Origin of the sequence: Arcanobacterium hippocoleae, assembly GCF_040360365.1 — a bacterium.
GTDB classification, from domain to species: domain Bacteria; phylum Actinomycetota; class Actinomycetes; order Actinomycetales; family Actinomycetaceae; genus Arcanobacterium_A; species Arcanobacterium_A hippocoleae_A.
Window position 1 is genome coordinate 843,866 of the sequence record NZ_CP136412.1, and the last position, 13,031, is coordinate 856,896.

Consider the following 13,031-nt stretch of genomic DNA (forward strand, 5'->3'; position numbering starts at 1 on the left):
TTATTTTTTACGAACTTAAATTGGAATTCATCCAAGTTGGAAAAATCTCTGCAGCACAGTAAGCCGCGGAGATTTTTCTCCCTGAACTCGGTAAAACATCGGTATCACAGCATTGCGGCATTGCGGAAATCAATGTTCTTGGCGCAATCACAGCATCACGGAAATCAATGCAATCTCCGCAGTTATTTTGACAACTCTAGATTAAGCCCGCAATCGTTGGGAGCCACAGTGAAATCGCCGGAACAAACACCACAACGAAAAGCATGAGAATGATTCCGACTAAGAATTGCCAGAGCTTGCCTACGACCGGTTCAATTCGTAATCCTGCTACTTTTGCCCCGACGAAAAGTACATTCCCGACAGGCGGCGTGATTACCCCAACGGAAAGATTCATAACAATCATCGCGCCAAAATGCACTGGATGCACACCGAGTTCCGTAACGATTGGAAGAAAAATCGGAACAAAAATCAAAATCGCCGGAGTCGGATCCATGAACGTTCCGACAATGAGCATAATCAGCATAATGATAATTAAAATTCCCGTTTTTGAATCTGTAATTCCGAGCAGTCCGCTTGCAATCAAATCAGGAATCCGCGCGAAAGCCATCACCCAGGAAAGTCCGGATGATACTGCGACAAGGAACATCACTACCGCCGTCGTTTTTGTAGCAGTTAAGAGAATTCCCGGCAAATCTGACAGTTTCAACGTCCGGTATGCGAAGCTGAGCACCAGACAATACACCACGGCAATCGCAGAAGATTCAGTTGCAGTGAAGAAACCGCCCAAAATCCCGCCGATTACGATGATAATCATTAGCAGCGACGGAACAGCACGCCATAATGTCCGCAACACGACTTTTACCGGAGGCCGTTCACTTGCCTGGAGCACATTTTTCTTTTCATAGCGGTAATAGAGATAGATGGCGACAGCGAGACAGGCGCATACCCAAAGTAAGCCCGGACCGACTCCTGCCATGAACAATGCCGAAATAGATGTGGAAGAAACCAGTGAGTAGACGATAAAAGTGTTCGACGGCGGAATCAACATCCCAGAAGGAGCGGAAGCGACGTTTACTGCTGCCGTGTACGGGCGCGAATATCCGTCTTTTACCATTCGCGGATTCATAATCGTCCCGATTGCCGATGCAGCTGCGACGGCGGCGCCCGATACGGCTCCGAACATCGCATTTGCAACGATATTCGTCTGCGCCATCGAAGCCGGAGTTCGGCCGACTAAAACTTTTGCCGCATCAATCAACCGGCTTGCAATTCCGCCTTGGTTCATTAGCACACCGGCAAGAATAAAGAATGGAATTGCAAGCAGCGTAAAAGAATTCACACCAGTGAACATGCGCTGCGCAATTGACATTGCAGCAACATCCGGCGCCATCACTGCCATTGCAGCAAATACCGTCGGCAAACCGATTGCAATCGCAATCGGAACTGATGAGGCGATCAGCAAAATTATTCCAATTAAAAGAATTAAACCTGCGGCAGTGGTTGGAGTCATTGTCCTAATCCTTTCTGCTGATGCTGATGCTGAGCTGCTTCCGCTTCCGGTACGGGATAATTTGCTTCTTTTCCGGTACCAATCTCAATCAAGTGATAGATTGCGTATAGCGCAATTGCTGTTCCAGAAATCGGAATCACCAGATAAACCAAACCAATTGTAAGCGGCAGCGCCGTCAGGTTTTGCGACCAGGCATTAATTGCCGCATTTACACCGCCCCAAATAAAGACGACGGCTGCCAAAAGCAACGCAGCAAGGTGCGTCCAGAGGGCGAAAATACGTTCGTGACGTGCAGGGAATTTATGGGCAAGGAATTCAACAGCCATATGCCCGCGTTCGCCGTAAACATACGCAAGACCGAGGAAAGAGAGCCAGACGAATAAAATTTTTGCCAGTTCTTCCGACCAGGTTACAGGCGAGTTCAATATGAGACGGGAAAAACCTGCCACGTCGTAGTGAGAACTAACAGTGAAAACAGGATAATGCAAAGAACGCCCAGAAAACGATCTGTTGCGGCAAAAATTTTCTTCATTACTTCATCCTTTCCGTTGTGTCAGCACGCCGAATTTTCTCGTAGAGACTGCGCTGATAATCCGTTTGCAGGAATTCGTCAACAATCGGAGCTAATGCTGCAAAAAATGCCGCTGAATCGACTTCGTTAAACTTTGCACCGTTTTTCTCAGCAATTTTCTTTGATTCGGCAGTGTAGTCAATCCACAGTTTCGTGTGATAGTCCATCGAGCCGTACCATGCGGCATAGAAAAGCTCGCGGTCGGCTGCCGGCATCGCTTTCAGCAGGTCGTGACGCATAATCATGTAATCTAAACCAACCAGATGATTTGTGAATGAATAGTAAGGGGCAACTTCCATGTGCCGAGCGGTATTAAAAGAAACTTCATTGTTCTCCGCCCCGTCAAGCACACCTGCCTGCAATGCCGAATAGACTTCGCCGTAGGACAGCGGAGTTGCCGCTCCGCCCATTAGCTCAATCATCCGAATATGCATATCTGATTCCTGCACACGAATCTTTTTCCCTTTTAAATCCGCTGGAGTTTTCACCGGACCGTAGGTTGTGTAAATGTGGCGTGCTCCTTGCGTGTATCCGCCAAGCACAGTAATATTTTCGTTTTCTTCAATCGAAGCAAAAAGATCTCCCACAATTTTTGGATCTTTGAGCACTTTAATTTGCTGCTCCAGCGACGTAAATGTTGTTGGCATATTTAAGACGCGAAAATCCTGATTCACATTTTCGAGCTGCGTGCCGGAAACAATCGCCATTTCAATGGCGCCCGATTTCACCATCTGGAGTACTTCTTGCTGCGATCCAAGCTGCTCATTCGGGAATACTTCAACCTTGTAGCGGCCATTAGTTTTTGCACTTATTTCTGCACCGAATTTTGCCAAGGCTTTGAATGACGGGTGTTTTTCAGTTTGGTTCAATGCAATCTTAAAATATGTAACGCTGCCCTCATCCCCAACACTATCTAACTTGATTCCGCCGAATCCGGCACAGCCAGACAAGGCGAGTGTTAGACCAGCAGCGAGTACGGCGATAATCCGCCAATGTTTTTTCATTGGTGCTCCTTATAGCAACCGTCTTAGTTGCAGTCATGTCTTGCAATTTTCTGCTCTTATATCACCGTCTTCATTGCCGCAATACAAGAAACTTCGCAAGTGTTATCGTATCAGTCATTGTCACTAATTAAACCGGATTTGCGGACTTATTTTATAAATATGAATCGGTATTAATTCACCGCCGGATACAGCTGCTAAATTATTGCGAAGTTTGCAAACAGCTTCTGCAAAGACGGCAAACAGCTCTCCTTGCAAGTTCCAATGATGAATAGATGAATAACTTACAATCGCCGGCAGATTCAACTGATGCTGAGATAGGCGGCTTAGCAGATGGGCAGCGGATAAAACGTGTTATTTTTTTGGGGGGGTTGCTGTGTTGCTGCGCGGAAGCTACTCCGGACAATTACAGTTTCCCATTGCTGAGGTTTGGATCTTGTTCTGCCTTTCCAGTACTGCTTTTAAGTATAACTTTTACTATATCTTTTAAATACAGCTGATTGATTTTTTCGTCTTTCGGCGTAGTTTTTCAGTATTTATGCTGGTGAGAGCAGCAAAATTTTTCAAAACCTGCGGTGAGCAAAGTGCACAGACTGAAAGATTATCGGAATGTCCGCCAAGCTGCAAGCCGAAGTATTCAGCCCAATTGGAAAGAAACAGGTGAAACAAAAGTCTCCTGCACAGAAAACACTGTGCAGGAGACTTCAAAAACTAAAGCGAAAAACTAATCAGACCCACTATTTATCGTGTTTCACGATGATTAGTTGATTCGTTACAACGCGGGCAGAACTTCTTTAGTTCAAGACGATCTGGGTTGTTTCGACGGTTCTTCTTAGTAATATAGTTGCGCTCCTTGCAAACCTCGCATGCGAGGGTGATCTTGGGGCGAACGTCTGTTGACTTGCTAGCCACTGTTTTAGTCCTCACGTTCGGTTTGTGCGGGAAGCGGTATTGCTCCTCGTCGTAGCGGAGGCGGGGTTTGAACCCGCGACCTCACGATTATGAGTCGTGCGCTCTGACCAACTGAGCTACCCCGCCGCATCATTCTCTAATTATAAACATAGCCAGAAAATGAATAGAGCCCCGAAAGGGAATCGAACCCTTGACCTTCTCCTTACCATGGAGACGCTCTGCCGACTGAGCTATCGGGGCAGCGTTGAAAACCTTACCAAACATTGCCGATAAAATTCCAACTGATTCGCAAACATCAGCGGTGAAACTAATCACCACTCCTTGCGATTTGTGGCGGGTGAGGGATTCGAACCCCGAACCCGAAGGAGATGATTTACAGTCACCTGCATTTGGCCGCTCTGCAAACCCGCCAGTTCGTAAATGAACTCCAAACGATTTTCATTCACTCACGAGCATCCAGATTAGCACTTTCACCCCGGCTGTTGTCAAACTAAATACAACTATATGACACTATACACATCCGCACATTTGAGAGCAGTACGCACACTCGGAAAATATAATCGATTCAATTAAAGCTGCAAATTGAACTGAAAACAGCCAGACACACTAATCGTTCCGAAGCAGCCGCCGCAAAAAACAGTGCCGAAGCAGCTATATCTCCGGCACTGCGCAATTTTCATTCGCTGCAGGTGAATGCGCAAATACTAACCGCAAATCACCGCAAGCATCAATAAAGCTTTCCGTCGTGCGGTTCTCCGCGCGAAATTGCCGTCATCGTTTCCCGCTCCACAACCTTGATTTTCTCACGGCCCTGCGCTGCACCAAGCGAGCGTTCGTAGGATTCAAGCAATTCCCAACCATGCCAAGTGGTGTACCGCACTGCTCGTGATTCAAGCAGCTGGCGCATTGCCTCCCAGCCAATTTGTTCAGTGCCTGCATGCAGCAGATTTGCTTTATAGTCAGCTACCAGATTCGAAATCGTTTCCTGAGCATCAGATTTGGTTGATCCAATCAACCCGACCGGACCGCGCTTAATCCATCCTGTTGCATATAAACCATTCACAACTTCACCATCGCGCTGCGCAATCACACGTCCGCCAATATTCGGCACTACCCCTTTTCGTTCATCGAACGGTGCGCCCGGAATCGGTGAAGAGAAATATCCGATTGCACGATACACTGCCTGCACCGGATAATCACGATACTCGCCAGTGCCTTTTACTGTGCCGTCGCCCTGCAATGCGGTGCGTTCCATCCGAATCGCTTCCACATGCTCAGACCCGAGAATTTCCACGGGCTGCTGGAGCAAATGCAGATGAATTCTCCGTGAAGCAGTCTTCGGCTCCTCCTGGTCGAGAAGATAGTCAGTCATAATGTTCACTACTTGCCGAGTCATCTTCGAGTTTTCGACGGCACTCTCCGACGCTTCATCGTAGTCATAATCTTCTTCGTAAACGATAATATCCACATCCGGAACTTCGCCAAGCTCCCGCAATTCCATCGGCGTAAACTTAACTTGCGCCGGACCGCGCCGCCCGAATACATGCACATCCGTAACTGGAGATTTCCGCAATCCCTGTTCCACATTCTCCGGAATCTCTGTCACCATCAGGTCTTCCGGATGCTTTGCGAGAATTCGTGCCACATCAAGTGCAACATTCCCCACCCCAAGCACTGCAATCTCTTTCGCCTCCAGCGGCCAAGTCCGCGGCACATCCGGATGGCCGTCGTACCAGTAGACAAAATCGGCAGCGCCGTAAACTTCCGGCAAATCCGCACCCTTGATATTAAAAGGGCGGTCACGGTCTGCGCCAGTGGCAATAATGACTGCATCATAGTGCTCATGCAATTGGGCGAAGCTGACATCTTTCCCGACTTCCACATTCCCAACAAGGCGGATATCGCCGCGCTGCAAGATATTGTACAGAGCCTTAATAATCTGCTTAATTCTTGGATGGTCCGGAGCTACGCCGTAACGCACCAGACCATAAGGAGCCGGAAGCTTTTCATAGAGATCAATCTGCACATCAATATCAGATTTCGCAAGAATATCCGACGCATAAATTCCAGCCGGACCTGCACCAATAACAGCAACTTGCAACGGGCGATTTGTCAACTTTTTACCTTCTTTTTCGTCTTTACGCACCAATAGGCTTTTCTAATTCTCCCTATCTTACAAAAGGCACCGCACATAGGGATAGATAAAGCCGACGGCAGGTGATGAATTCGTCAAAAATCACTACCTGCCGCCGGCCGCAGAACTCAAACAGTTACAATCATGGAAACATCACAAATCCTGCGAGTATCTCAGTTTCCACCGCGTATTTACTCCTCACCCGGACCAAATTCACTGGTTTTTGCGTCAAGGCGGATTACGCCGTAAGTCCATCCATGCCGCCGGTATGCCGCACACGGCTGATTCGTTTCTGCATCAATGAAGAGATAGAACGGATGCCCGACAAGTTCCATTTCATAAAGCGCCTGATCAACAGGCATTGGCTTAGCTTCATAAAGCTTTTGCCGGACAATAACTGGAGAATCGCCAAGCTGAGTTTCTACTGTTTCTCCCGGCTTTGTCGGAACCTGCAGTGCTTCTTCCGCTGCCGCTTCCGATTCCTGATGCTGCACAGCCGAAAGCGATTCGAAAAGTGCATCGAAATCCAGTTCCCCGCCGCCGTTATCTACTTTTCCGCCTTTGCGATGATGATCCTTGCGGCGTTCATTTGCACGCCGCAGCTGTTCAATCAGCTTTTCCGAAGCCAAATCCAACGCGCTAATCCGATCAGCAGATTTTGCTTCCGCACGGACAACCGGCCCTTTATCGCGTAGGGTGATTTCAATCTTTTCCGAGAACTCAGCCTGCGCCGGATTCGGTTCGTGCGTAACCTCAACATCTACACGCTGTACTCGCGGAGCAAAAGCGCAATCTTTGCCAGCTTTTCCTCAACATGTTCGCGGAAACTCTCTGAAATCTCGGCATTCCGCCCTTTTACTACAAATTCCACGATGGCCTCCAAAATTTCGCTATGGATATTCAGTAATCACAAGCAACTCACCGCACCGGCCGCGATGCCGGCTTCCTTTCCTGTTGTTTTATTTATTCCGGCGATTCATCTAACCAGATTCAGATTACGCCTTAAACAACTGGTGAATTTCTTGTAATTAATATTTTAACACCAAAGTCTTTCCTGTGAGCCATGGCACGATTTTTTCCGCTCTTGGCGCACTTATTTTCACGACGGCGTATTATGTGCTGCAGATTATAATCTCCGGTTCAATATGCCGCTAAACGGCGTCAGCACACATGCACCTCAGTATTCGCAAAACAGAAAGCGCCAATCACTTCACCCCCAGCTGCTGCCGCAGCCCGCGCACTGCCAAGCAGGGTCGCTCCCGTCGTTAATACATCATCAACTAAAATTATTTGTTTTCCGTGCAAGTCAACAACCGATTTAACTCCTTGCGTTTTCCGATAGCGCGCCGCAAAATCAGCTGTTTTCCGAGGCAGAAATGGAATCTGTGCCCGCAGTTTCTCCAGCACGAGTTTGATCTGGAATTTTTTCCGAAGTGCTTCAACCGGTTCCGCAGCAAAAATTTTGCAAGCCCGCAACTCAGCTTCCATGCAATCAGCTGATTATCGAAACGTCTGCGGAACCCAGAAGGCGCATTTACGATTAACAGTTCGCTCCCAGCCGGATTGAGCTTCGGAAACAGCAATTTCAAATCCGCCTGCGCAGCGCACAATATTTGCTGCAGCTCTGCAATTTGCGTACACCAAATCGCGAGCGCCTGCTGTTCAAAGTCGGCAATATTACTGTGTTTCCACTTCACCACAATTTCTTTTACTGAACCGCGATACCGATTCGGTGAATAGACCGGAAAAATTGCAGTCAATATTTCTCCATTGCGCACTTTCCCCAGCTGCGGATGTAAATCTTGCGGCAAAGAAACGTCCGCAGCCGGTTCAGCCGGAGTTGTGAGATAAATTGCTCCTCCATCGACACGCTGCCAATCAGCACGAATTTCACTTTTACATCTGCCGCATAAATCCGCATCCGGTATCCCGCAAAGCAGGCAAGAGCGGGGAAAGATTAAATTAAGCACATCATCGATTAATTTTTGCAAACATTTCATCCCGCCAGATTAATGCTGCCGGGAATGAAACCGCATTTCATTTACATTGCTGTGAATTCGAAAGTCATTTCCCGCAAATTGTGGACAACCGCAATAACGAAATCATCCTGCCATTGCCATCATCCTGCCATTGCCGGCGAACTTACCCCCTCAGCAAACTTTCGCCATGCACCCGAAGCATACTCATAGAGCACCCCCATTTTATCTGCAAGCAAAACAGAGTTCTCCCCGCGGGCACCGGTAATTTCGACGGCGCCGTCCATGACATTCAAACTCTCATCCGGACCGCCGATCTGCACCTCCACTAAAGACTCACTCGAATTTAACGCATATCTGCCAAGCACCATCAGCTCAGCATCGCCGGTCCATACCAAATCATTCACATCCGCCAGGCGTTGGGCAAACGGCATAAACTCGCCCAGCTGCTGCGGCTGCCCACTCGAACTGCGTACAAGAGCTGCTGCGCAAATAACGGTCTTTCCGTCGCGATTATAAACAATTACCGCGCGGGAACCTTCGCGTGAGATTTTTACAAAATCAATATTTGCACCGGAAAGTTCGGGCACATGCACCTTTTCAACCCGGCCGCTGCCGCTATCAATTACAGCTAATTCACCCGCTGAAGTTCTTTCCCCGCTCCAAATCCAACCAGCAGAATCGATACTTGGCGGGATCAAATTATTCCCGCGAAGCACATCATGTAAAGAACCGTCTCCAAAATTAAGCTGGTAAAGCACTTTGGAATCGTTTCCGAGTGCAGCGCCATAATGCAAATCTTCGCCATAGCTGAGCGCAAGATCCGCAAGCCCAAGTCCCTTAGTGAAAGTTCCGGAAATCAGTTCTGTGAATTCTTGAGTTTTCCGAGAAACCCGCACAACCGCGTCATTTCGTAACGCAATAACCGGCGATTCCTGAAGCGGATAGGTGGTGAATTCTTGACTCGTCTCACCAGATATTTGCACACCGGAAGCTGTTAAAACTGCGTCTTGCGCGACATTCGCCGCACTGAAGCTAAGCCGATACTGTGCTTGCAAAGTTGCTATTGTTTCTTGCGGAAGCGCCGTCGCACCTGAAGAAAAATCAACTACCGCTACGGAATCGGTTGCCCGCACCTGCGTCCCGGCAACCACAACGTCCGGCGGAAGCACAGTCCGTACAGCTGCCGCGAGCCATTTTGCCGGTCCTTTTGCAAGACCGCGGGCAATTGATCCCGCAAGCCCCTGGCGCGGATACCACCGCACATCTGCAATCATGCTTCTTCCGCTCGAACTGGGGAAATACAATGGAGCTTCAACATAAAGCGAATCAAACAGTGAACGAGACATAATCAAACCATCGTCAAGCACAGCAATCCGCCATTCTCCATCAGGGTTCCGGATTAAGGAAAACTCAGCAGCAATTTGCGATTCCTGGCTTGCAGAAGTATAGAGACCATCTGCATCGATAGTTCCGAGCGCCGGAACCGAAACCCGAAAAGCACCGGACGGAGTTTGGGAAGAAGAAAATGTTTGACTATCAGGATATATCCGCACTGTTGTCAAAGGATTCCAATTAGCCGACATTTCTTGAGTTAAGAATTGCCGGGCAGCTTTAAAATCGTCAGATATCCCAACAGAGGATGCCCGCAAAAATCCGGCGATCACCTGCTCCGCAGTTGCGCCTTTCAGCGGTCCTTTCGGATCGAGAACCACTTTTCCTTCACTTTGCACAGCCCGTTCAGCGATTTGTACATCACCGCTGGTTGGAAGCCCCGAGCAGCTGGTGAGAATCAGCCCGAGCATAATTGCCAGCACCGCAAAACACACCCGCTGCGGATAATTGCGAATATTTTTACTCAACTTCATCCGCACCCTCATCCAGATTATCTGCTGCATTTTTTCCTGCGGGAGAGCAGCCGCATCCGAGTCAGTTCCGGCTGACTCCGCTGCTAACTCAGCTTTGATTTGTTCATTACCGAAATTTTTGGCGCTTTTATACTGAGTTTCCGCTTTCGCAGTTTCCTTTTTATCGTCCGCGGATTGCTCTGTTTGCGCGTCACGCAGGAAATTTTCTGCTTCGCATTGCGCTCATCTGAAAGCTGCAGCGCAGCCGCCGCAGCTGATTCCGGAATCCTGGAATCGCCGATATCAGGCACATCGCTAATCTCAGGTAAATCGCTAATCTCAGATCCGGTAACCGGAATCGGTTTTACCAGCTGAATCGGCTTAATATACGTGGCCGCGGGCGTTTTCGGGACCGTCAGCAAAAATACTGCACCCACCCCAAGCTCTCCTGCTGCTTCTAAACTCCCGCCATGAATTAATGCGTCTTCGCGGGCAATTGTCAAACCTAAACCGGTACCGCCCGTCTTTCGCACGCGGGAAGAATCAGCACGCCAGAAACGATCAAATACATGCGCAGCCTGTTCATCGCTCAAGCCAATGCCAGCATCACGCACCTCTATTCCTACCGCTGTCTCATTTCCAACTACATTTACATGCACCGGATTTCCGTCGGAATGTTCAAGCGCGTTAACCACAAGATTCCGCACGATGCGTTCAATTCGCCGCGGGTCAGCTTCCGCAATCGTATTCCCGGAAGCGGCTGTCCGTACAATCACACCGTTATCGACGGCCAGCGGATCTAATATCGCGACAATATTCCGGACGATTTCCGCAAGATCAGTTTCCTCAGTCGCCAACGCCATTGCACCGGCATCATAACGTGATATTTCAAGTAAATCTGTCAGCATTGTTTCCAAGTTAATTACCTGATCATGCTGTAATTCCGCTGAGCGTTTCAAAATTGGCGGTAATTCATCGCGTTTATCGTAAATCAGCTGTCCCGCCATTCGCATCGTTGTCACCGGAGAACGCAGTTCATGCGATACCGCAGATACGAAATTAGTTTGCAATGCTGACATCCGCTCAAGCTTTGCGAACTGGTCTTCAAGCGATGCTGCCATCAAGTTAAAGGATTTTGCGAGCTGCGCCAGTTCGTCGCTGCCGCTGACTTCCATTCGTGCGGTGAATTCTCCTTCGGCTAGCTGCCGCGCATTCTGGGAAGCCTCACGGACCGGGCGCAGTACAAGCCGCAAAATTGCATAAGTAAGCAGCGCAATAAGCATTCCAAATACTACAACAGCGACGGCTAACACCCGCTGAGTAGTTTGCAATAATTTCTGCTGTGTTTCCAGCGAAAAGATTGCATAAAACTCATATTGACCTGAGTTCGGAATGTAAATTGATGTCCCCATCAGCACACCGGGAACGTTTCCGATGTCCGGCTGCATGATTTTTACCGACTGCCAGGCAATATCTTTCGATTCCACGACGGCGCGCTTCAGCTCATCAGAAATCAGCGGATGAATTTTTGCTGCCGGAGCAGTTGCCGGTTCAACAATTTGATTCGTGTTTGCAGGCTGCCCTGGAGAACGCACCAGCAATGCCCCGAGCATTCCCCTGTTCCGATCGTACATTTTTGAAACAAGATTGTTCGCAACCTGCTGAGTCTGCCCGGATGCGGATACAGCTGCCGCCAAAAAGTTCGACTGCGCAGTATTTGCGTCTGCACTGAACTCTTGGATATAAGAAGTTGTCGCCTGGTGAAAAATAGAAGCACTGAGCTGCTTCGTAATTAAGATTCCAGCGAGAGCGGTAATGAGCAGTCCGCCGACAAGAATTATTGAAGCAACACGAATCCGCAGCGAAGAAGCCCAATATTCGGTAACTGCGTCAACCCACGAAGCGATTTTCTCGAATGGACTTAAAATCTCGGCTGCCGGATCAGGATCTGCAGCAACTCCGGAAAAAGGCTCACTGTACTCACTGCGCTCGCTAATATCATCGCTTTCAGCTCCCGCCGTCGGGATTGTTTCGCGGGGCGATGAGTGCACATCAGCGGCTGTGAAGCTGCTGCCGTAATCAGCTTTCCGGCTATTAAGCTCTTGTAGTCTCGGAGTCGCCGTCAATACATTTTCACCTTTTCTGATTCACGCGAACCGTTTACAAACGAATGATGCAATTTCATGAAACAGGTGCGCCGTACACCGGTTCTTACTCTCGGCCGGATCCTGCACGGTACCCAACACCGCGCACGGTCAATACCACTTCCGGATTATCCGGATCCCGCTCGACTTTCGCGCGCAGCCGCTGAATATGCACATTCACCAGACGTGTATCTGCACTATGCTTGTATCCCCACACAATTTCAAGGAGTTCTTCACGGGAAAATACTTGGAACGGTTTCCGCGCCAGCACTGTCAGCAGCTCAAACTCAAGCGGCGTTAAATGCAGCACCGTATCATTGCGGCGCACTTCATGTGCTGTGAGGTCAATCTGCAAATCTGCAATTTTCAGCGTCTCAGATTCCGGTTCGCGGCGGCGGAAACGAGTTTTGATTCGCGCAAGTAAGACAGAATTATCGAAAGGTTTCGTAACGTAATCATCCGCACCGGCTTCGAGCCCCTTTATTACATCCGTCGAATCTGTTTTTGCGCTCATCATGATAATCGGGACGTCGGATTCTTCACGCAGTCCGCGGCAAACAGAAACTCCGTCCAATCCGGGAAGCATTACGTCAAGCAATACTAAATCTGGATGTTCCGCACGGAAAATCGGGAGCACTTTCGCACCATTTGCACACACTGTAGCCGTGTATCCTTCCGATTCGAGCAGAATTGCCACCATCTCGGAAATACCTGGATCATCGTCCACCACAAGGATACGCTGGTTCATTTTCTCTGAATTCTCCCTACTTTACTTTTGCTGCGATTTTCAAATATTCGATTTTGCATCTGTTTTGCATTTGCACTCTTTTCCCGTTCAGCTGCGCGCACTGCCTGTATTCTTCTGATTGAACTTTTCGGGTCCGCAGCAGCAGCTTACCGCAATACACACTTACGATAGACCGCTGCACTGTACAA

Annotated in this window: 10 protein-coding genes, 3 tRNA genes and 1 pseudogene; all 14 read right to left on the reverse strand. The window is 48.8% G+C overall.

The features are described 5' to 3' along the window. Positions 1-196: 196 nt before the first annotated feature. The 14 genes and pseudogenes from RQN30_RS04460 to mtrA all read right to left on the reverse strand — a co-directional run bounded on the left by RQN30_RS04460 (position 197) and on the right by mtrA (position 12,843). Positions 197-1,510, reverse strand: coding sequence for a TRAP transporter large permease (locus RQN30_RS04460; protein WP_353061432.1), 1,314 nt, complete (start codon positions 1,508-1,510; stop codon positions 197-199). Further along, a complete protein-coding gene (locus RQN30_RS04465; RefSeq protein ID WP_353061433.1) occupies positions 1,507-1,935 on the reverse strand; it encodes a TRAP transporter small permease subunit in 429 nt (142 codons plus the stop codon). The genes RQN30_RS04460 and RQN30_RS04465 overlap by 4 nt, the downstream gene beginning before the upstream one ends. A 106-nt stretch (positions 1,936-2,041) precedes the next feature. Beyond that, entirely contained in the window at positions 2,042-3,085 is a 1,044-nt protein-coding gene (locus RQN30_RS04470; RefSeq protein ID WP_353061434.1) for a TRAP transporter substrate-binding protein, read from the reverse strand. Positions 3,086-3,823: 738 nt separating this feature from the next. Then, entirely contained in the window at positions 3,824-3,994 is a 171-nt protein-coding gene (rpmG, locus tag RQN30_RS04475; RefSeq protein WP_353061435.1) for a 50S ribosomal protein L33, read from the reverse strand. Between the two features lie 52 nt (positions 3,995-4,046). Further along, positions 4,047-4,120, reverse strand: a tRNA-Met gene (locus RQN30_RS04480). Between the two features lie 41 nt (positions 4,121-4,161). Further along, positions 4,162-4,234: transfer RNA gene (locus tag RQN30_RS04485), tRNA-Thr, on the reverse strand. A 91-nt stretch (positions 4,235-4,325) separates the two neighbouring features. Then, a tRNA-Tyr gene (locus RQN30_RS04490) sits at positions 4,326-4,405 on the reverse strand. 316 nt (positions 4,406-4,721) lie between these two features. After that, positions 4,722-6,110 (reverse strand): FAD-dependent oxidoreductase, encoded by a 1,389-nt coding sequence (locus RQN30_RS04495; RefSeq protein ID WP_353061436.1) that lies wholly within the window; start codon positions 6,108-6,110, stop codon positions 4,722-4,724. 209 nt (positions 6,111-6,319) lie between these two features. Further along, positions 6,320-6,999 (reverse strand): annotated as a pseudogene (gene hpf, locus RQN30_RS04500) (ribosome hibernation-promoting factor, HPF/YfiA family). 290 nt (positions 7,000-7,289) lie between these two features. Further along, entirely contained in the window at positions 7,290-7,433 is a 144-nt protein-coding gene (locus RQN30_RS04505; RefSeq protein WP_353061437.1) for a phosphoribosyltransferase family protein, read from the reverse strand. Then, positions 7,415-8,098, reverse strand: a complete 684-nt coding sequence (locus RQN30_RS04510) for a hypothetical protein (RefSeq protein WP_353061438.1) — start codon at positions 8,096-8,098, stop codon at positions 7,415-7,417. Before RQN30_RS04510 ends, RQN30_RS04505 begins: the two co-directional genes overlap by 19 nt. 149 nt (positions 8,099-8,247) lie before the next feature. Beyond that, positions 8,248-10,002 carry an LpqB family beta-propeller domain-containing protein gene (locus tag RQN30_RS04515; protein ID WP_353061439.1) on the reverse strand — a complete coding sequence of 585 codons (1,755 nt, stop codon included), beginning with the start codon at positions 10,000-10,002 and terminating at the stop codon, positions 8,248-8,250. A gap of 53 nt (positions 10,003-10,055) precedes the next feature. Further along, positions 10,056-12,077 (reverse strand): MtrAB system histidine kinase MtrB, encoded by a 2,022-nt coding sequence (mtrB, locus tag RQN30_RS04520; RefSeq protein ID WP_353061440.1) that lies wholly within the window; start codon positions 12,075-12,077, stop codon positions 10,056-10,058. An 85-nt stretch (positions 12,078-12,162) separates the two neighbouring features. Beyond that, positions 12,163-12,843: an MtrAB system response regulator MtrA gene (gene mtrA, locus RQN30_RS04525; RefSeq protein ID WP_353061441.1), complete on the reverse strand. Its 681-nt coding sequence runs from the start codon at positions 12,841-12,843 to the stop codon at positions 12,163-12,165. Positions 12,844-13,031: the final 188 nt, after the last annotated feature.